Annotated in this window: 18 protein-coding genes, 1 tRNA gene and 1 pseudogene; 13 read left to right on the top strand and 7 right to left on the bottom strand. The window is 64.3% G+C overall.

Going from position 1 to position 19,845, the window contains the following annotated elements:
• The 3 genes from ACX3OZ_RS17775 to ACX3OZ_RS17765 all read left to right on the top strand — a co-directional run.
• Nucleotides 1–104: transposase domain-containing protein (locus tag ACX3OZ_RS17775; RefSeq protein WP_459104487.1), on the top strand; the 104-nt coding region annotated here is incomplete at its 5' end.
• A 184-nt stretch (nucleotides 105–288) separates the two neighbouring features.
• The gene (locus ACX3OZ_RS17770; RefSeq protein ID WP_459105098.1) at nucleotides 289–1,380 is read left to right on the top strand and encodes a hypothetical protein; all 1,092 of its coding nucleotides are present in this window, start codon (nucleotides 289–291) and stop codon (nucleotides 1,378–1,380) included.
• Nucleotides 1,340–2,371: an autotransporter outer membrane beta-barrel domain-containing protein gene (locus ACX3OZ_RS17765; RefSeq protein WP_459096095.1), complete on the top strand. Its 1,032-nt coding sequence runs from the start codon at nucleotides 1,340–1,342 to the stop codon at nucleotides 2,369–2,371. Before ACX3OZ_RS17770 ends, ACX3OZ_RS17765 begins: the two co-directional genes overlap by 41 nt.
• Nucleotides 2,372–3,369: 998 nt before the next feature.
• Here ACX3OZ_RS17765 and ACX3OZ_RS17760 read toward each other — a convergent pair.
• Both ACX3OZ_RS17760 and ACX3OZ_RS17755 read right to left on the bottom strand, forming a co-directional pair.
• A complete protein-coding gene (locus ACX3OZ_RS17760) occupies nucleotides 3,370–3,582 on the bottom strand; it encodes a cold-shock protein (RefSeq protein WP_046171438.1) in 213 nt (70 codons plus the stop codon).
• Between the two features lie 371 nt (nucleotides 3,583–3,953).
• Nucleotides 3,954–4,030, bottom strand: a tRNA-Met gene (locus tag ACX3OZ_RS17755).
• A 270-nt stretch (nucleotides 4,031–4,300) separates the two neighbouring features.
• Here ACX3OZ_RS17755 and ACX3OZ_RS17750 point away from each other — a divergent pair.
• A complete protein-coding gene (locus ACX3OZ_RS17750) occupies nucleotides 4,301–5,251 on the top strand; it encodes a ring-cleaving dioxygenase (RefSeq protein WP_459095717.1) in 951 nt (316 codons plus the stop codon).
• Nucleotides 5,252–5,437: 186 nt separating this feature from the next.
• Here the strand turns inward: ACX3OZ_RS17750 and ACX3OZ_RS17745 are convergent, their stop codons facing one another.
• From ACX3OZ_RS17745 to ACX3OZ_RS17735, 3 genes and pseudogenes are all read right to left on the bottom strand, one after another.
• Nucleotides 5,438–6,106, bottom strand: a complete 669-nt coding sequence (locus tag ACX3OZ_RS17745; protein WP_459105097.1) for a hypothetical protein — start codon at nucleotides 6,104–6,106, stop codon at nucleotides 5,438–5,440.
• A gap of 192 nt (nucleotides 6,107–6,298) precedes the next feature.
• Nucleotides 6,299–8,119 (bottom strand): vWA domain-containing protein, encoded by a 1,821-nt coding sequence (locus tag ACX3OZ_RS17740; RefSeq protein ID WP_459105096.1) that lies wholly within the window; start codon nucleotides 8,117–8,119, stop codon nucleotides 6,299–6,301.
• A 194-nt stretch (nucleotides 8,120–8,313) separates the two neighbouring features.
• Nucleotides 8,314–8,825 (bottom strand): annotated as a pseudogene (locus tag ACX3OZ_RS17735) (RNA polymerase sigma factor).
• A gap of 141 nt (nucleotides 8,826–8,966) precedes the next feature.
• On the opposite strand from ACX3OZ_RS17735, the gene ACX3OZ_RS17730 reads away from it, so the two are divergent.
• On the top strand, nucleotides 8,967–9,167 hold the full coding sequence (locus ACX3OZ_RS17730) for a hypothetical protein (protein ID WP_459095714.1): 201 nt from the start codon (nucleotides 8,967–8,969) through the stop codon (nucleotides 9,165–9,167).
• 168 nt (nucleotides 9,168–9,335) lie between these two features.
• Here the strand turns inward: ACX3OZ_RS17730 and mnmA are convergent, their stop codons facing one another.
• A complete protein-coding gene (gene mnmA, locus ACX3OZ_RS17725; protein WP_459095713.1) occupies nucleotides 9,336–10,487 on the bottom strand; it encodes a tRNA 2-thiouridine(34) synthase MnmA in 1,152 nt (383 codons plus the stop codon).
• 257 nt (nucleotides 10,488–10,744) lie between these two features.
• On the opposite strand from mnmA, the gene ACX3OZ_RS17720 reads away from it, so the two are divergent.
• The 3 genes from ACX3OZ_RS17720 to sciP all read left to right on the top strand — a co-directional run bounded on the left by ACX3OZ_RS17720 (nucleotide 10,745) and on the right by sciP (nucleotide 13,444).
• Nucleotides 10,745–12,181, top strand: coding sequence for a flagellar hook-length control protein FliK (locus ACX3OZ_RS17720; RefSeq protein WP_459105095.1), 1,437 nt, complete (start codon nucleotides 10,745–10,747; stop codon nucleotides 12,179–12,181).
• A 12-nt stretch (nucleotides 12,182–12,193) separates the two neighbouring features.
• Complete coding sequence (locus ACX3OZ_RS17715) at nucleotides 12,194–12,904, top strand: flagellar hook assembly protein FlgD (RefSeq protein WP_459095711.1); 711 nt, start codon at nucleotides 12,194–12,196, stop codon at nucleotides 12,902–12,904.
• A gap of 261 nt (nucleotides 12,905–13,165) precedes the next feature.
• Nucleotides 13,166–13,444, top strand: coding sequence for a CtrA inhibitor SciP (gene sciP / locus ACX3OZ_RS17710; protein ID WP_035102845.1), 279 nt, complete (start codon nucleotides 13,166–13,168; stop codon nucleotides 13,442–13,444).
• A gap of 445 nt (nucleotides 13,445–13,889) precedes the next feature.
• On the opposite strand, the gene ACX3OZ_RS17705 is transcribed toward sciP, so the two are convergent.
• Entirely contained in the window at nucleotides 13,890–14,504 is a 615-nt protein-coding gene (locus ACX3OZ_RS17705; protein ID WP_459095710.1) for a glutathione S-transferase family protein, read from the bottom strand.
• A 157-nt stretch (nucleotides 14,505–14,661) separates the two neighbouring features.
• Here ACX3OZ_RS17705 and fliF point away from each other — a divergent pair, with 157 nt between their 5' ends.
• Genes fliF through flbD form a run of 5 tightly spaced genes read left to right on the top strand, consistent with a single transcriptional unit; the run spans nucleotide 14,662 to nucleotide 19,746 of the window.
• Nucleotides 14,662–16,290, top strand: a complete 1,629-nt coding sequence (fliF, locus tag ACX3OZ_RS17700) for a flagellar basal-body MS-ring/collar protein FliF (protein ID WP_459095709.1) — start codon at nucleotides 14,662–14,664, stop codon at nucleotides 16,288–16,290.
• Nucleotides 16,290–17,363 carry a flagellar motor switch protein FliG gene (gene fliG, locus ACX3OZ_RS17695; protein WP_459095708.1) on the top strand — a complete coding sequence of 358 codons (1,074 nt, stop codon included), beginning with the start codon at nucleotides 16,290–16,292 and terminating at the stop codon, nucleotides 17,361–17,363. Before fliF ends, fliG begins: the two co-directional genes overlap by 1 nt.
• Before the next feature lie 3 nt (nucleotides 17,364–17,366).
• Entirely contained in the window at nucleotides 17,367–18,020 is a 654-nt protein-coding gene (locus ACX3OZ_RS17690; RefSeq protein WP_459095707.1) for a FliH/SctL family protein, read from the top strand.
• 56 nt (nucleotides 18,021–18,076) lie between these two features.
• Complete coding sequence (gene fliN / locus ACX3OZ_RS17685; RefSeq protein WP_459096091.1) at nucleotides 18,077–18,367, top strand: flagellar motor switch protein FliN; 291 nt, start codon at nucleotides 18,077–18,079, stop codon at nucleotides 18,365–18,367.
• A gap of 11 nt (nucleotides 18,368–18,378) precedes the next feature.
• Nucleotides 18,379–19,746 carry a sigma-54-dependent transcriptional regulator FlbD gene (gene flbD, locus ACX3OZ_RS17680; RefSeq protein WP_459095706.1) on the top strand — a complete coding sequence of 456 codons (1,368 nt, stop codon included), beginning with the start codon at nucleotides 18,379–18,381 and terminating at the stop codon, nucleotides 19,744–19,746.
• Nucleotides 19,747–19,845 lie beyond the last annotated feature (99 nt).

Genomic DNA, 19,845 nt, shown 5'->3' with positions numbered 1-19,845 from the left:
GCGTCGACCCGCACGCCTGGCTCACTCAAACGCTTGACCGTATCGCAGGCGGCTGGCCAAACAGCCAGATCGCCGACCTCATGCCATGGAACTTCAGCCGGTAACGGCTCCGGCTAACCGCTTACGAACCAGGCGCGCTGGGCAGGCGATGTTTACGCCAACCGGGGCGTCATCACCAACGATCTGGGCGGCAGCTGGACCGGCAGCGTCAAGGGCAACCAGGGGACGATCAACAATCACGGCACCTGGCTCGGCGGCACCATCAGCGGCAACGGCGCCAATGGCGGGGTGGTCACCTCGGCCACGGGCATATGGACCGGCGATGTCGCCGGAAATTCCGGCTGGATCGGCAACGAGGGCGGGACCTGGAACGGCAAGATCTTGGGCAATAATGGCAATGTGTCGAACGACAACGCGCCCGGCGAGGTCGGCACCGGCTACTGGAACGGCGACGTGGTCGCCAATAATGCCAGCATTTTCAACGGCGGCGGCGGTGTCTGGACGGGGTCCGTGCTCGGCAATGCCGCCAGCGGCTACATCAAGAACGACGCACTGGGCGCGTGGGCCGGCGCGGTTCGCGGCAATGAAGGTCGGATCGAAAATCGTGGCGAGTGGACCGGGGCCTTGACGGGCAATGCCGGCACCATCTTCAATTCCGGTTTGTGGACCGGCGCCGTGCTGGCCACAAACACCGACAATGGCAATACCGGCAATACCGGCACCATCTCCAACGGCGCCAACAGCACCTGGAGCGGCGATGTGCTGGGCAATGCCGGCACGATCACCACAAGCGGCGTGTGGAACGGCGCCTTCACCAGCGCCGGCACCGTCAACGCGCGGAACCAGATCAATGGCGCTTTCACCAATACCGGCCTGCTGCGGCTCAGGGGTGCGTTGACCGGCATCACTACGCTGCGCAATGACGGCATTCTCGACATGCGTGGCACCAAGGCAGGCCAGACGCTGACGGCGGCGACCGCGAGCTTTGCTCCCGGTTCCAGCTACAATGTCAGTGTCGACTCGACCGGGCATGCGGACAGACTGATCGCGACCAGCGCGGCGCTCAACGGCACGGTCCGCGTTACGGCCAGCCCGATAGGCAACAGCTACAATTACCTGACGCCCTATACGATCCTCAGCGCCGGCAGCATCAGCGGCGCCTTCAGCGGGGTGACGACCGATCTCGCCTTCCTCGATCCGCGGCTCGACTATCAGACGGCGGGCAGCGTGACGCTCAATCTGGCGCGCAACAATGTGGGGTTCGCCCAAGTGGGGGTGACCGGGACGCAGCGCGCCGCCGCCGCGGGCGCGCAATCGCTCGGCGCCGGCAACCGATGCCATCCTGTGGCTCAACGCCAGCCAGGCCGAGCAGGCGTTTGACGCGCTCTCGGGCGCAGCGCAGCCCTCGACCGCCAGCGTGACGATGCAGTCGGCGAACCTGATCGCCGGCTTGGCGACCAGTCGCATCGACCAGGCGTTCGACGCCCTCGGCGGCGGCGACAGTGTCAGCAGCTATGCCGAAAGCCCGACGCTGCTCTCGAGCCCCGCGCTTACCAGCGGCATGTGGGGACAATTCTACGGCGCGCATGGGAGCATCGCAGCCAGCCCTGGTTCAGCCGGCGTGGAATCGATGACAGGGGGCTTCGCCGCCGGTATCGATGGGCTGCTCGCCGACTGGCGACTGGGCATGATGCTGCAGGCCGGAGCGACCGGCACCAGTGTGGCCGGACTCAACGCGCGCAGCACCAGCGTCGATGCTGGCCTCGGGCTCTATGGCGGCCGCCAGTGGGGCGACACCAGCCTGTCGCTGGGGGCCGCATTGACGCGGCACGACATCAGCGCCAGCCGCGAAATAGCCTTCCCCGGCTTCAGCGATGCGCTGACCGCGCATTATTCGGCGGCAACGGCGCAGGCTTTTGCGCGGCTGTCCCACGAAGTCGACCTCGGCGCCGTCTCGTTGATCCCCTATGCGGGCCTCAGCCATGTGCGCCACGCCACTGACGCCTTTACCGAGACAGGCGGACCAGCGGCGTTGAGCAGCGCTGCCAACCTCATCGAGGCGACATTCGCAACACTGGGGCTGGGCGCCGAGCATAAGCTCGTCGTTGCCGATGACATGCTGTTGACGGTCAGCGGGGGCATTGGCTGGCAGCATGCATTCGCCGAAACGCCGAGCGCCCTGCACAGTCTCGCCGGCGGCACGAGCTTCACCGTGCTGGGGGCGCCCCTTGCAGCCGATATGTTCATACTGAGCGGCGGGCTCAACCTCGACGTGAGCGCCAATACCACGCTGAACCTCACCTATGACGGCCAGCTCGGCAGCGCGGCGCAGACCCACGCCCTGAAGGCGACGTGGAACAATACGTTCTGACGGTTTTGGCCAAGCGGCTCCCGAGTATGTACTACAAAGTCGCGAAAAACTCGGGCGTGAAACCCTCGTCAGCGCCACTCGTCCAAGTCTTCAGCTTCCGGCTGGCGATCTGACTTTTCAGCCACGCCTTGCGGATGGTGAGCCCGAGCACGACCGGGCCTAGCACCCCGCCGCCCACAGGCTTATCTCCATCTGCGCTTGCCGCCATCGTCGTGGGCCTTGCAAATGCGCGCTCAATGGCGCACTTCACCGTCAGCCTTTGGTTTGATCCTCGCCGATCGGCCTCTGGTTAGGGCTGATGTGGTGCTTGTAATACCCTTCAGCCCGCCTTTTGATTTCAGGCGAGCGCTCCGCTCCAGCCTCTGGCGCTTCGAACCGCGCGCCAACTTCGATGCTCCAACCAGATCCCTTGCCGGCGTTCACACCCGATTGTTGTGCCCGTGCCTTCAGGCTTTGTCTGGGACGAGTATCAAAAAAGCCGACCTGGTGTTTGCAGCGGCGAGCGTCGATCGCCCGGTCTCGGGACCACGCGAGCCACCTGACCGGCGTCGAGAGGCAAGGCATCGCTCTCCTCTTTGGAACTAGGCCAGCGCTCCGCCCGTTTTCACCGGAGATCCAAGGAGATTGACCATGACGTTGCCAGGCCCTCCCGAGACTGATCCTCCGCCGGCACCAGGCCCTAATCCGAAACCCATGCCTGAGCCTTTCCCGGTGCCTGCCCCTATACCGAACATTCCGCCCATTGAGCCGGAAACACCGCCTCCGAATGATCCAATTCCAAACCCGGATGAGAACAATCCGCCCGTTTACGCGTATTCACCCCGAACTATCGCCGGCCCGGCGCATCTCGCTCGTCCGTGCGCGCTCTAGGCTCCGGTTCGCTAGCTCTGAAATAGATAAGGCCCGCCGAAGCGGGCCTTATCTGACGCAATGCGCCAACTTAGTTGGAGCGCCGGCGATCTGGCCCGCCTTCGCAGGCAAGCCAATCACCTGAAATACTAGAGCAGCGTGAGGTTGACGGCGGATTCCTTGCCGTCGCGGCCGCTCTCGATGTCGTAGGTAACCTTGTCGTTCTCGTAGAGGCCCTGGAGGCCCGACTGCTGAACGGCAGAAATGTGCACGAAGGCGTCCTTACCGCCGCCTTCAGGCGAGATAAAGCCGAAGCCCTTGGTGGTGTTGAAGAATTTAACAGTGCCGGTGATGGTGGCCATTGAAATAGTCCTTTTAAAGCTCGGTGCCTTGGCGCGAGCGCTGCCCGCCAGCGACATGCTGCGGGGCATAGAAACGTTCACATTCGAGCAGTGAGCCGAGGACCGGAGATGACCGGCAAAGGGCAGCCGTCATAGGCTGCAAACGTATAGCGGCCACTATTCGGACCAAAGCCGCACAAAAGCAAGGCCAAAGCTGCTTTCCGCAGTTTGCCTGGTATGCGGAGGTGGTAGCGCTCAAGCGGCGAAAATCCAGAAGTCGCTATGCGCCCATGCGGAGAGGCCCGGAAATGCTGGATATCGGATGTGACAAGGCCGCCCCACTTACGTGAGACGGCCTTACCGTTACGTTGCTGAAATCATTCAGCTAAATTTGGTAGCGAAGCCCAGATTTGAACTGGGGACACACGGATTATGATTCCGCCGCTCTAACCAACTGAGCTACTCCGCCCCAAGGGGCTGCGCGGGTTTCCCCGGCGACGCGACTTACCTAAGTTTAGCACGCCGTGCTGTCAAGACACCAGTGACGATGATTCAACACACCATTTCGTCGCCGCACGCTTCTGGGCGCCGGAACGGGGTGCGCCGGACGCCCGCTGCCCATCGTTCGATAATCGACACCAGTCTGTCGAAATTGTCCGCCTGCACAAACCGCCCCGTCTAGCCTACATCTAGCTCAACACAGCGGCGCCCAACCCCGCCGACAGCAGGAGACCAAAACATGACGCTCGAACTCGGAGGCATCCATCACCTCACGGCGGTCACCGCCGAGGCCAAGAAGAACCTCGCCTTCTACACCCAGACCCTGGGCATGCGGCTGATCAAGAAGACCGTCAACCAGGACGACACCACCGCCTATCACCTGTTCTACGGTGACGGGGTGGCCTCGCCCGGCGCCGACCTGACCTTCTTCGACTTCGACGCTGCCCCGGAAAAGCGCGGCAACCACACGGTGAGCCGCACCGGTCTGCGCGTCGATAGCGAGGACAGCCTCAATTGGTGGAAGGACCATCTGCAGACCCACAATGTCGGCACCAGCGCCATCAAGGAGCGCAATGGCCAGCTCTCGCTCGATTTCGAGGATTTCGAGGGCCAGCGCTTCCGCATGGTGATCGACTCCGCCAACAAGGTGAAGCCTTGGGCCAAAAGCCCGGTGCCAGTCGAGCGCCAGATTATTGGCCTCGGGCCGATCAGCATGGCCGTGCCGCGGCTGGATCGCACCGAGGCGGTGCTGACCCAGGTGATGAATATGCGCAAGGTTCGCTCCTACGCCATGACCAGCCACACCCCCGAAACCCATGTCTTCGAGATGGGCCCGGGCGGCCCCGGCGCCGAACTGCATGTGGTGGTCGATCCGAGCTTGTCGCCCGCCCGTCCCGGCGCCGGTGGCGTGCATCACGTGGCGTTCCGCACCCCGGATCAGGATAGCCTGCGCCAGTGGATCGCGCGGGTCACCCAGGCCGGTTTGCGCTCGAGCGGCGAAGTGGAGCGCTATTATTTCACCTCGCTCTATTTCCGCGAGCCGAACGGCATCCTGTTCGAAATCGCCACCGACGTTCCCGGCTTCACCGCCGACGAGCCGCTGGAGACCCTTGGCGAAAGCCTGGCCCTGCCGCCCTTCCTCGAAGGCCGCCGCGCCAGCATCGAAGCCGGCTTGAAGCCGCTGGTGTAAGGCGATGCCTGTCTAGGCCTGGATCTTGGTACAACCGTTATTGCCGGACTTGTCCCGGCAATCCAGCGATGTTCGCGCATCCCTGGACCACCCGGACAAGCCGGGTGGTGACGGTGGAACGAGGTCCTGTAAAGCGCTGGTCCGCCCTCTCCCCGCTGGGGAAGGGGGCTTTTTTTTGTGGGCTGGCTAGCGCGACGGAGTCGGGTCGTCGGCACCACCGCCCATGCCCATGCCGCCGCCCATGCCACCCCCACCCATTCCGCCGCCTCCACCACCACCCTGCCCGCCTTCGCCCTTGCCGCGACCGCCGCCGGCACTGCCGGGACGGGTCGGCCCCTGCATCGGGATGGTCAGATCGGCTGGAATGGCGTCGAGGTCGAGCGCCTTGCGAATGAAATTGCGCAGCGACACCACGAGATCATGAGTATGCACCGGCCGGCCAGCTACCAATTCGCGCGCCGCCTTTTCGGCCAGCCGCACCTGCTCCTCGGTGCCCAGCAGGATGATGTCGGACAGCGAGGCCTCCACCGCATCGCGGATCCGCCGCGTCCGGTCCGAGCCTTCGCCATCGCCAACGGGTTCGGCCACCGCATCGCCTTCGGCCTCATCGCGGCGCAATTGGCGCAAATGGATCGGGCTGACTGTCAGCGTGCCGGTGAACGAGCCGCCCAGCACCTTATAGGCGGCGATCAGCGTCTTCAGCCGTTCGTTGATCTGCCGATTCTGCCGCTGCTGCCGCTGCTGGATGGTGACCATCATCAGCAGCCGAATACCGATACCGATCAGGGTGAACATGGCCAGGCCGAGCACAGTGGTGAGCACGCCCTGCCAGGAACTGAAATCGAAATTGCGCAATGCGACCTCCGGGGATTGGGAGGGAGTGTACATGATTGGACGGGGATGGCGCTGGGGTTGTCGAGACGATCAAAAACGCGGTGTCATCCCGGCCTTGAGCCGGGATCCATCTTGAGATCTCAGGATGGGCCCCGGCTTTCGCCGGGGTGACATCGTGGGTGGGCGGGGCAACAGCCAGCCGCATGGAATGCGTCAGGGCGTGATAGCGTTGTCCGCGCCAGTCGCCTTGCTCGCCCCATCCGGCTGCAACAACGCCGCTGTCTTGATCAGCTGGATAAACTCCGCCCGATAGCCAGCCTCATCCGCCCCCTTGCCCGAGCGGGCCAGCGCCTCCACCCCGTCCCAGTCCATGGCGCTGCCATAGTCACTGCCCTTGAGCTTCTGCCCAAACGCCGCCACCGCGGCGGCAAAGCGCATGTCGTCGCTAACCTCGGCGATATCGCCATAGACCACGCTCGGCGTCACCGGCGTTTCGATCAGCTGGCTGACATCGCTGTCCGGCAGCTTGTAGCGCATCTTGAGGAAGGCGATTTCATCGCCCGCCGCCGCCGTCTCGCTCGCTTGCCCATAGCGCAGCGGATCAACCAGCTCGCCCCCCGAACCCACCGGGGTGATTTCATAGAGCGCGGTTACGGTATGCCCGGCGCCAATATCGCCGGCATCCACCGCATCATTGTTGAAATCCTCGCGGTTGAGCGCCCGCGTCTCATAGCCGATCAACCGATATTCGCTGACCACGCCCGGATTGAACTCGACCTGGATTTTCACATCCTTGGCGATCATGTCGAGCGTGCCGCCGATTTCCTCGACCAGCACCTTCTGCGCCTCGCGGAAGCTGGCAATATAGCTGGCATTGCCATTGCCGGTCTGGGCCAGCGCCTGCATCGTCGCGTCATCTAGATTGCCGCGCCCAAAACCGAGCACCGATAGCGTCACGCCACTATCGCGCTTGAGCTTGATGAAGTCCTTGAGCGCCTCAGGATCATCGATCCCGACATTGAAATCGCCATCGGTGGCCAGGATCACCCGATTGGTGCCGCCGCTCACCTTGGCCTGTTCGGCCAGCCGATAGGCCAGGGTAATCCCCTCGGCGCCCGCCGTGCTGCCGCCCGCCGACAGCTGGTCCAGCGCGCCCAAAATCTTGGCCTTGTCTGTGGCCGAGGTCGGCTCCAGCACCACCCCGGCCGAGCCGGCATAGGCGACGATGGACACACTATCATTGCCCGACAGTTGATCGACCAGCAGGCCAAAGGCGCGCTTGAGCAGCGGCAGCTTGTCCGGCGCATCCATCGAGCCCGAGGTGTCGATGAGGAACACCAGATTGCTCGCTCTGTCTTCGCCAGCCGCCGGCACATAGCCCTTGATGCCGATCTGCAGCAATTGCGTCTTGGGGTTCCACGGCGTCGGATAAACCGCCACGCTCGGCTGGAACGGCACTGCGGCGCTTTCGGCAGCTTTGTAATCATAGGGGAAATAATTGATCAGCTCCTCGATGCGCACCGCATCGGGCCCGGGCAGATAGCCGTCCTCCAGCAGCCGCCGCACATAGGCATAGCTGGCGGTATCGACATCGATCGAGAAGGTCGACACCGGCTCATCGGCCACGATTTTGAGCCGCTGCTCGTCAAAGCTGGTGAACTGGTCGCCGCTCGGCTCGCTCGGCATTGCCCCGCCGACGGGCATGGGCGCTGGCGCATACAGCGCCTCGCTCTCTGCCATGGCGCCGGCAGGCGCCATCGACTGCACCCGGTTGGCCACGCTGCTGTCGAGGGCGATGCTCGGCGCCGGCTGGCGCGCCATTTCGGGGGCGGGCCGGGCGGCGATGTTGGGCGCCTCCGCCTTGGTCTGGGCAGTGGCCACCGGCACGTCGGCCGGCGCCGGCGCGATCTCGACCTGCTGCGGCACCGCGACGCTCTCGGCGGGAGTCATCGAGGTCGTCGTATAGAGCTGATAGCCAAGCGGCAGCACGAGCAGCGCAATGGCGGCAGTGCCAATGGGGAGACGCAAATCCATGATCGAAATCCTTTTGGAGGAGCTGATGATGGATTTGAGACGCTGGCCCCAATGACTTCCTTGGGGCGTCGGGGCGGTTTTTTGCTGGCTGGCGGCAAACGCGGCCCGGCCCGCCGCCAGCGCACGCGCTTTAGCATCCGCATGCGGGGCGGGCGTGGTCGCACCTTCTAGCCGGTTCAGGGGATCGTGGTCACTCATAGCAGCCCCCTCAGGGTCTTGCGGGCCTCATGCACATGCCAGGACACCGTGGCCTCGCGAATGCCCATGATCTCGGCCGCGTCCGCGTGGCTCAATTCTTCGGCATAGACCAACAGCACCGCGTCGCGCTGCTTCTCCGGCAGGCCCCGCACGGCGATCCACAGCTGGCGGCTGGTGGCGGCCTCTTCCTGGTCGGCGGGCTGTTCGTCCGGCGTCACTTCGGCATAGGCATCGGCATATTTGCCGCGCCGTTGTCCAGCCCGCTGCAGATCGCGCACCGCATTGAGCGTGATGCGATAGACCCAGCTGGAAAACGCACTGCGCCCGTCAAATCGGCAAGCGCCGCACCCAGCTTGACGCAGACATCCTGGGCAATATCCTCGGCATCGGCGCGATTGCCGCACCATTTCCAGGCGGTGCGAAAGATCTGGTCATAATGGCTCTCAAGCAGCTCTGAGAAGGCGTCGGGATCGCCATTTTGCGCACGCACCACCAGCGCCCGCGTCACCGCGTTCGCTGCCTCGGCCGGCGCTGCGGCATAGAGCTCCATCACCATCCCTGCCTAGAGTCGGCTGCATTGTAGTGATAAGACGCTGGTGCGCGCCCAGTCCTTGGGTGCTTTGCGCAGATTTATTTGAAGGCTGATCCGATGGACGAACCCAAGCTGAGCCCCTTCGCGCTGACCCGCTCGCGTATCGTGCTGCTGATCCTGGGCGCCGCACTGGTGCTGATCGCCATTTCCACCGCCATGGGCGGGCTGAGTTCCTACCAGGAACTCAAGGAAGCCAGCACCGCCGCCAAAGACGCCGCCGCGGTTGAGGCCCCGGCCGAGGCTCCGGCCGCCCAATAGCGCCCCACCCCTCGCCCCTTGGGAGGGGCAAACAAAACACGCCCCATCCACGGTGTCACCCCGGCCTTGAGCCGGGGCCCATCCCCAAATCGCGCCGTTGCAACCATCTCAAGATGGGTCCCGGCTCAAGGCCGGGATGACATCGCGTTTTTGGATGCTGAAGGCAAATTATGCCGCAAACACCTGCGGCACCGCCTCGGCAATAAACCCGCCGCCCCAGACTTCCGAAGTCGGCGTATCATCGGCGTAAAACACGCAGGCCTGCCCCGGCGAAATCCCATATTCGCCCGACACCAGCGTCACGAACACCTCGCCATCGCGTTCCTGGATCACCGCCGGCTGCGGCCCCCGCGTCGAGCGCACCTTGACTTCCACTGGCGCGCCATTGCCGGCGCTCAGCTGGCTCAGCGGCGTGCCGCCCAGCCAGTTCACATTGCGCAACCGCACCGTATGGGTCTTCAGCGCCTCGCGCGGGCCAACGATCACCCGGCCGGTCTTGTGCTCCAGCTTGATGACATAGAGCGGCTCGGCCGCCGCCACGCCCAGACCCTTGCGCTGGCCGATAGTGTAATTGACGATCCCCTCATGCGTGCCCAGCACGCGGCCGTCGAGATGCACAATCTCGCCGGTCGCCACCGCCTCGGGATGCATCTTGCGGATGATGTCGGAATATTTGCCCTGCGGCACGAAGCAGATGTCCTGACTGTCGTGCTTTTCGGCGATTTCGAGCCCCATGTCGCGGGCCAGCTCGCGCACTTCGGCCTTGCTCATCCCGCCCAGCGGGAAGCGTAGATAATCCAGCTGCGCCTGGGTGGTGGCAAACAGGAAATAGGTCTGGTCGCGCTCGGCATCGACCGGGCGGAACAACTGCCGCCGCCCATCGTCACCCAGCCGCGACTGCACATAATGCCCGGTCGCCAGCGCATCGGCGCCCAGATCCCGCGCCACTGCCATCAGGTCGACGAATTTGACCGACTGATTGCAGGCAATGCAGGGCACCGGGGTTTCCCCCTGCTGATAGGCATTGGCAAAGGGCGCAATGACGCTCTTTTTGAAGCGCTCTTCATAGTCGAGCACATAATGGGGAATCCCAAGCGCGGCAGCGACCCGGCGCGCGTCGTGAATATCCTGCCCGGCACAGCACGCGCCTTTGCGATGGGTGGCTTCACCATGGTCGTACAGCTGCAGTGTGACGCCGACGACGTCATAGCCCTGTCGGGCCAACAGGCCGGCAACGACCGAGGAATCAACGCCCCCTGACATCGCGACCACAATGCGCGTGTCTTCGGGACGCTTGGCAATATCAAGCGAGTTCAACATGTGTGTTCCAGTATCCGGGTGGGTTCAAGGGCCAGCGGACGAGTGGGCGGCTTTTACGCTGTTCTCGGCGCGGCTGCAACGCCACCGCCCGGCAACAATTGCCGCTGCCGCAGCAGCTCTTGCCGCCGGGGCCTGAGCCACTTTCACGCCCGCGCCATCAAGCCATTGTTTTTGCGTCGATTTTCACCACATCCCAACTTGGCACCACACTTGCATCAGCTCTGGCGGACTAGTCTCACTTTTACGGGGCCGCTTGCGTGGCATCACATCTGACCGTTACCAGCGCCGTCGCCGGCATCACCTCCAGCAAGAGCCTCAATGGCGCTGCGGGGGCGGATCGTGGCGCGCGTGATGTTTTTGCTGCGCTGGTGGGCAATGCCGCCAAGCCGGCCGAAGCGACTGCCGCCGCCAAGCCCGAACCCGCTATCGAGCGCAGCCCGACCACGCCGTCTGCCGGCTCCGGCGGCGACGAGGCCCAGCGCCAGGACGACCCCGACGCGATTGCCGCCGTCATCGATGCCGTCATCCCAGCCCAGGCCGCGCCGGAAACCGCGCCGCTACTCGCCGAAATCATCGACGGCCTGGCCGACCTGCAGGCCCGGCTCGCTGCCGGCGAACCGCTCGATGCTGAAGCCCTCAAGCGCCTCGACGCCGCGCTGACCAGCCTGAGCGAAGCGCTCGGCCTCGACCTCGATGCCCTGCCCGTGCTCGGCGATCTCGCCGCGCTGGCAACCGATGAGTCCAGTTTCGAAGCCCGGCTGACCGCAGCTTTGGGCCCAATCGCCAAATCCCTGCTCGACGGCGCGGCCACCACCGACGCGACGCTGAGCGCCCAAGCCAAGACGCTGGGCGAAAAGCTTACCGCCCTGCTCGCGGCGCTCAATGGCGACGACCAGCTGACCTTGCCGGATGACGCCGAGCTGGAGGCCGCCTTGGCCCGGCTCACCACCCCGCCCAAGCCGGCCGAACCCGTGCTGGCGACGCCCGAACTCAAGCTGACCGAGCCGGCCCTGACCGGCAAGGGCAAAGCCGACATTGCCACCGATCCCGACGCCGAGCCCGCCGACGCCCCGCTCAAGCCCCAGCCCACCGGCACCACCGCCGAGGCCAAGCCCGATGACCGCAAGCCGGTGGATGCCCGCCCCACGGCGGTTGCCGCTGCCGTCGACACCCAGCCCGAGGCACCCGTCGCGACCCAGTCCGCGCCGGCAGCGCGCGCCGATATCGTGGCCGCGCCGCGCGTGGTGCAGGCCGGCTATCAGACCAACCAGCAACAGCTCAACCTGCCCCAGCTTGCTTTCGAGCTGGTGCGCCAGGTCAGCGACGGCAATACCCGCTTCCAGATCCGCCTCGACCCGGCCGAATTGGGCAAGATCGATGTGCGGCTCGATATCGACGCCTCCGGCAAGGTCAATGCCAGACTGACCGTGGAAAAGGCCGAAACGCTCGATCTGATGCAGCGCGACCAGCGCGGGCTGGAACGGGCGCTGCAGCAGGCGGGCCTTGATGGCGCCAAGACCAATCTGGAATTCTCGCTCAAGCAGAACCCTTTCAGCGGTGGCCAGCAGGACGGCAATGGCGGCCGCTCCCTGTTCGACGCCGAGCTGGCCGCGACTGCCGACGAGGCGCCGCCCCCGACCGTCAACCTTTACCGCGGCAATCTCAGTGCCAGCGGTGTCAACATTCTCGCATAAGGAGCAGGTGGCATGGCCGTCAGCGGTGTTTCGGGCAATTCAGGCGCCAACCAGATGGCGACTTCGCGGTCGACCATCGCGGATAATTTCGACACCTTCCTCAACATCTTGACCACCCAGCTCAAGAACCAGAACCCGATGGACCCGTTGGACACCAACCAGTTCACCGCCCAGCTGGTGCAGTTCACCGGCGTCGAGCAGCAGCTCAAGACCAATGAGTTCCTGGCCGCGCTGATGCAGTCGAGCCAGAACACCGCCAAATCGGACGCGGTGTCCTATATCGGCAAGGAAGTGACCTCCTCGGGCAAGACCGGCGAGCTCAGCGACACCAATGCGGTGTTCTGGGCCTATAGCGCCGACGCCAACGCCGCCAACGCCACCGTGACCATCAAGGACGCCAAGGGCGAGATCGTCTATGTCGAGACCGGCCCGCTGGAAATGGGCCCCGGCACCTTCCGCTGGGATGGCAAGGGCAGTGACGGCAATATTCGCCCCAACGGCGTCTATAGTGTCGAGATCAAGGGCGCCGATGCCAATGGCAAGCCCGTGCGCATCAGCACCGCCTCGATCGGCATCGTCACGGCCGTGGACTTCACCGGCGCCGTACCGGTGCTCAGCGTCGGCAGCCGCCGCGTCACCATCACCGACGTCACCGACGTGCGCATTCCCGACGTAACCGCCAAGCCGCCACCGGCCGACGACAAGGAAACCGACGCCGCCTAGCGGCTTGCCCCGATGCCGTCCCCTCCCCCTTGAGGGGAGGGTTAGGGTGGGGGTGTCGTGGTCTCCACATACACCGAGCTGTGGGAGCTCCCACACCCCACCGACGCTCACCGGCTTGGCGTTTTACTGTCCCTTGGTACAGCAATCCAATGCCTTGAAATCCCAGACCATTCTTAACCTGTTGTAAGTTTCCCCTTAGTCGAATTTTAAGGCCGTTGGCCTACTCTCAGTCTCATATGGTCAGGTTGAGTAGAGAGTAAAATGACCGTACAAATGCGTCCTCGCGTTAAGTACGTAATCGGACCGGACGGAAGTCCGCTCACGATCGCAGACCTTCCCCCCGCCAACACGCGGAGGTGGGTCATCCGCCGTAAAGCCGAAGTCGTCGCCGCTGTGCGCGGCGGACTGCTCAGCCTCGAAGAAGCGTGCGACCGCTACACGCTGAGCGTCGATGAATTTCTGAACTGGCAGGCCGCCATCGATAAACATGGCCTCGCCGGACTACGCACGACCTGGATCCAGCACTACCGCGAAGGCTGAGTGCACCGATCCGGAACAATTTCAAAGCCCGCCAGGTCTTCCCGGCGGGCTTTGTGTTGTCTGGGCGGGGCCCAGAGCCCCTTTTCCCCTCGCGCCCGACCAGTTCTTCCCTCGCCCCACCCACCGGCCTCCCTCGCCCCTTGCGGGAGAGGGACAGACCTGACGCGTTCAGCGGAAGGTCAGGGTGAGGGGCTTCGAGCTGTCCCGCCGGGCAAATCGCTCCTGTGGAGCGATTTGAAGCAAGAAGGCCATGAGAGCTACGTTCGAATGGCGCAAACTCGCGCTCCCAGATGCTGAAAGACCAGCGACCCCAAGCATCCAAAAACTCGGTGTCATCCCGGCCTTGAGCCGGGACCCATCCTGAGATTTATTCAGCGGCATGATCCCGGGATGGGCCCCGGCTCAAGGCCGGGGTGACATCGTGGGTGGTGCCAATATCCAACCCCTACGGCGTCTCCACCGCCATCCAGCGTGCCCCCGCTTCCCGCTCCTTCAGCCGCTGATAATAATCCACCACCGCCGGCAGCACCGGCTTCTCCGCCTTGATTTCCAGCCAGCGATGCACCGACAGCCCGAGCGCGATATCGGCGATGCTGAAGCCATCGCTGATAAACGGTCCACTCTTGGTCAATTGCGCCTCCAGCATCGCCATCCGCGTCCCCCAGCTGGTCATCGCGGCGGCAATCCTGGCCTCATCGTCATAGCCCGGGGTGCGGCGGATCAGCGCCTGCACCGCATAGCCCCAGGACGGATTGAGTTCGCTGGCCTGCCAGCTCAGCCATTGCAGCGCCAAGGCGCGCAATTCGAGCTGTTCGGGCAATAACCGTCCCTCGCGCTCGGCCAGATAGATCAGGATGGCATTGCTTTCCCACAGCGCGAAGGCCCCTTCGACCAGCACCGGCACCTGCGCATTGGGATTGAGCGCCAGAAATTCGGGCGCTTTGGGATCGCGCAGCGGCAGACCCCAATCCTCGCGCTCGTAGGCCAGACCCAGTTCGTCCAGCGCCCACAGCACTTTGCGCACATTGATCGAGGTGATGCGCCCCAGCAGTTTCAGCATTCATTCATCCTTTCGCCACTTATCCCGGCAGTTTCTGCCGAAATTTGCAAACTGCAACCGGGGGTTAAGACAATATTTACCATCAGCTAGGTAATTTTTGCCCACCGGTCGTTTCGCGTGTTCGCGGTGCTGGCCATATCTGGAATCGAGTGCCGGCGTGGATAATTTTACCCAGCTCATCAACCGCATTGGCCTGCCCCGTCTGGCAGCGATGGCGGTCGTCGCCGTGCTGATGCTCGGTTTTTTCGGCTTTCTGGTGCTACGCGCCCAGACCCCGAATCTGGCGCCGCTCTATACCGGGCTGAGCCTCGAAGATTCCTCGGCCATCGTCACCGAGCTGCAGACCCTCAATATTCCGTTTGAACTGCGCGGCGAAGGCGACACCATCCTCATTCCGCGCGACCAGATCACCACCACCCGCATGACGCTGGCCGGCTCGGGCCTGCCGCAGCGGGGCCAGGTCGGCTACGAGATCTTTGACGAACAGTCGACGCTGGGCGCCACCAGCTTCGTGCAGAATTTGAACAATGTGCGCGCCCTCGAAGGCGAACTGGCCCGCACCATCGGCTCGCTCACCCGCATCAAGAGCGCCCGCGTTCACCTCGTGCTACCCGAGCGCGAGCTGTTCCGCCGCGAACGCAGCGATCCGTCCGCCTCCATTGTGCTGGCGGTGCGCGGTCAGCTGGCCAGCGGCGAGATCCGCTCGATCCAGCATCTGGTCGCTTCGGCCATCGAAGGTCTGACGCCTGGCCGCGTCTCGATCGTCGATGATCAGGGCAATCTGCTGGCTTCGGGCACCGCCGACGAACAGGGCGCCATTGCCGGGGAAGCCGCCGAGCGCACGCTGGGCTTTGAAAACCGCCTGCGCACCCGCGTCGAGGACATGCTGGCCAATATCGTTGGCGCCGGGCGGGCCCGCGTCGAAGTCAGCGCCGAGATCGACTTTAACCGCTCGACCACCACCCAGGAAACCTTCGATCCGGAAAGCCAGGTGGTTCGCTCCAGCCAGGTCCGCGAAACCGAAAACCTGTCCGGCGGCCTCAATGGCCAGGTGACCGTCGCCAATGAGCTGCCCGGTGCCAGCCAGAATGCCGGCGCCGCCGGTCCCACCGAACAGGGCACTTCTTCCGAGGAAGTCACCAATTACGAAATTTCCAAGACCACCCAGGTGGCCGTGACCGATGCCGGCGCCATCAAGCGCCTGTCGGTCGCCGTGGTGGTCGATGGCGTTTACGCCGCCGACACTTCGGGCACCCCGGTCTATACCCCCCGCTCCGCCGACGAGGTCGCCCAGTTGCTGACCCTGGTCCGCTCGGCGGTTGGCTATTCCGAGCTGCGCGGCGACAGCGTCGAAGTCGTCAACATGCAGTTTGCCGAGCGGCCCGAGCTGTCGGTGCCGGGGACCGACAGCGCCGGTGGGTTGCTCGATTTCACCCGCGACGATCTGATGAACGGCGCCGAAATGGCGGTCACCCTGCTGATCGCCCTGGCGCTGGTGTTCTTCGTCATGCGGCCGCTGCTGGGCAAGGCGCTGACCCCCGAGAACCTGCCGCTGGCCCTGCCGCCGGCCGCCGAACTGGGCCATCATGGCCTGCTCAGCGCCGATGGCCAGATCATCGCCGAAATCGACGATGGCCCGCATGACAAGACCCCCGCCTGGGTCGCCAATGCCAAATCCATGGGCGAAACCCAGCTGCAGACGCTCAAGACCGTCGGCACCCTGGTTGAAGAAAATCCGCGTCAGGCCGCCTTGATCGTGCGTGACTGGCTGGGGAGCGCAGCGTAATGGCCCTCACCGCGCAATCCCTTGATTCCCAGGAAGGCGTCAGCCGCCAGCTGATCGTCAGCGACGCCACCACCGCGCGCGTGCTTAAGGGCGACGAGAAAGCCGCCGCTTTGCTGCTGGCGCTTGGCCCCGACTACGGCAAGCCGATTTTCGATGAGCTGGACGACCTTGAAGTCAAACAGCTCAGCCGCGCCATGGTGCGCCTTGGCCCGATCACCCAGGAGATGCTGGACGATCTGATGGTGGAATTCGTCACCACCATTTCGTCCAATGGCTCGCTCTCGGGCAATACCGACTCCACCGAACGCCTGCTGCTCAGCTTCCTGCCGCAGGAAAAAGTCGATTCCATCATGGAAGAAATTCGCGGGCCGGCCGGTCGCAACATGTGGGAGAAACTCTCCAACGTGCAGGCCGACGTGCTCGCCGCCTACCTCAAGAATGAATATCCCCAGACGATCGCCGTGGTGCTGTCCAAGATCGCCACCGATCACGCCTCCAAGGTCCTGGCCGTCCTGCCGGAGGAACTCGCCATGGATGTGGTCCAGCGCATGCTGGGCCTCGATCCGGTTCAGAAGGAAATCCTCGAAAAGATCGAAACCACGCTCCGCACCGAATTCATGTCGACGCTGAACCATTCCAAGCGCCGCGACAGCCACGAACAGATGGCCGAAATCTTCAACTCTTTCGACCGTCAGACCGAAGCCCGCTTCATCACCACGCTGGAAGAGCACAACCGCGACGATGCCGAGCGCATCAAGGCGCTGATGTTCACCTTCGAGGATCTGGCCAAGCTCGAATCCTCGGCGATCCAGACCCTGCTGGCCAAGATGGACAAGAAGGAACTCGCCATGGCGCTCAAGGGCGCCAACGAGACCGTCAAGGAAACCTTCTTCAAGAACATGTCCGGCCGCACCGTCCGGCTGCTGCAGGACGATATGGAAGTCATGGGCCCGGTGCGGCTCAAGGACGTCGACGAGGCGCAGGGCCGCATGGTCTCCACCGCCAAGGATCTCGCCGCCAAGGGCGAAATCCTCATCGTCAAATCCAAGTCCGACGATCAGATGGTGGCGTAACTTATGGCCCAACCCGCCCGCTTCACCTTCGATCTCGACCTCGGCCAGCGCACCACCCCGCAAGCGCCGCCCGAGCCCACCATGCCCGAGCGCCTCGTCGCCGACCTGCTGGCCCAGGCGCGCGAAGAGGCTTATGCCGAGGGCGTCGCCGCCGGCGAGCGCAATGCCACCTCGATGGCAGCGCAGACCCTGGCCGCTGCCGCCGGCACCCTGGCCACCCAGACCGCCGGCATGGCGGCAGCGCTCGACGCCGCCACCGGCCAGTCGCGCCGCGAAGCGGTGGAACTGGCGGCCAGCATCGGCCGCAAGCTGGCGCTGCATCTGCTGGCGCGCTACCCCACCATCGAACTCGACGCTTTGATCGCCGAGTGCATGCAAAACCTCAATGGGGTGCCGCATCTGGTGGTGCGCTGCCACCCCACCATTGCCGACGGCATTCGCGACATCGCCACCGCCCATATGCACACTTCCGGCTTTGCCGGTCGGCTGGTGGTGATGGGCGATCCCGATATCCGCCTCGGCGACGGGCGGCTCGAATGGGTCGATGGCGGGCTGGTCCGCGATATCGGCGCCATCGCCAGTGACATTGATAGCAAGATTTCGGCCTATCTCGCCGCCCGCAGCGGCCGGGCCAGCCAACAGGAGAGCAGCCAATGAGCGCTTCCGATCCCGGTGACGACATCACCACGCAGGAACCCATCAGCTTCGAAGAAATGCTGGCCCCCAGCAAGCCCGACGGCCCCGAAGCCTATGGCGAGCGCAGCGCCTCCGATCTCGAAGCGGTATTCGACGTGCCGGTCCGCATCTCGGTCGTGCTCGGACGCACCAAGATGGCGGTCAGCGACCTGCTGCGCCTCGATACCGGCACCGTCATCGAACTCGACCGTCAGGTCGGTGAAGCCGTCGAGATTTTCGTCAATGACCGCCTCGTCGCCCGCGGCGAAATCGTCCTGGTCGAAAGCAAGCTCGGCGTCACCATGACCGAAATCATCAAACCACAGTAAGGGAGGCCAGGATGCGTCTGCTCATCATCGGAGCCCTCGAGGGCCAACTCAGCGAAGCCACCAAGATGGCGATGAATGGCGGGGCCAAGGTGGCCCATGCGCCCTCCGTCGAGATCGCGCTGGCCGCTTTGCGTGCCGGCCGTGGCGCCGATCTGCTGCTGGTCGATGTGGTGATGGATATTTCCCGGCTGATCGCCGGCCTCGAGGCCGAACGCATCGCCATTCCGGTGGTCGCCTGCGGCGTCGAAGCCAATGCCGCCGCCGCCGTCAACGCCATCCGCGCCGGGGCTAAGGAATATATTCCTCTGCCGCCCGATGCCGAGCTGATTGCCGCCGTCATCGCCGCCGTCGCCCGCGACTCTTCCGAATTCCTGTTCCGCGATCCGGCCATGGAGCGTGTCGTGCGCATGGCCGACCAGATCGCCGGCTCCGACGCTTCCATTCTGATCACCGGCGAAAGCGGCACCGGCAAGGAAGTGCTGGCCAAATACGTCCATTCCCGCAGCAAGCGCGCCAACAAGCCCTTCATCTCGATCAACTGCGCCGCCATCCCCGAGGCGCTGCTCGAATCCGAGCTGTTCGGCCATGAAAAGGGTGCCTTCACCGGCGCCATCGCCCGCCGCATCGGCAAGTTCGAGGAAGCCTCGGGCGGCACGCTGCTGCTCGACGAAATCAGCGAAATGGATGTCCGCCTGCAAGCCAAACTGCTGCGCGCCATTCAGGAACGCCTGATCGACCGCGTCGGCGGCGGCAAGCCCGTGCCCGTCGACATCCGTATCCTCGCCACCTCCAACCGCAACCTGGCCGAAGCGGTGCGCGAGGGCAGCTTCCGCGAAGATCTGATGTTCCGCCTCAACGTGGTCAATCTCAAGCTCCCCGCTCTGCGCGACCGCCCCGGCGACATCGCCGCTCTGTCCGAGCATTTCGTCGCCAAATACGCCAAGGCCAATGGCCTGCCCCCGCGCGAGCTGTCCCCCGACGCTCGTGCCGCTCTGCTGCAAGCCCCCTGGCCGGGCAATGTCCGCGAGCTGGAAAACACCCTGCACCGCGCCGTGCTGCTATCCTCGGGCGATATCATCGGCCCCGATGCCATCGTGCTGCCGGACGGCATGGGCCTGGTCGAAGCCGCTTCGGCCAATTCGCTCTCCGCCCAGCTCGCTCAGACCGCTGAAACCATGTCCCGGGCCCTGGTCGGCCGGACCGTGGCCGAGGTCGAACGCGAGCTGATCCTCGACACCCTCGATCACACGCTGGGCAACCGCACCCACGCCGCCAACATCCTGGGCATCTCCATCCGCACCCTGCGCAACAAACTCAACCAATATGCCGACGAAGGCACCAACGTGCCCGATCCGGGTGAACGGCGCAGCGTAGCTTGATGGCACACCCCTTCCCCACCCACCGGATTCCCCTCTCCCCTTGCGGGAGAAGGACAGGATTTCTGCGTTCAGCAGAAATCCAGGGTGAGGGGTCTGCCT

Source organism: Devosia sp. A369 (assembly GCF_054489345.1).
This window is presented reverse-complemented; position numbering and strand designations above follow the sequence as displayed.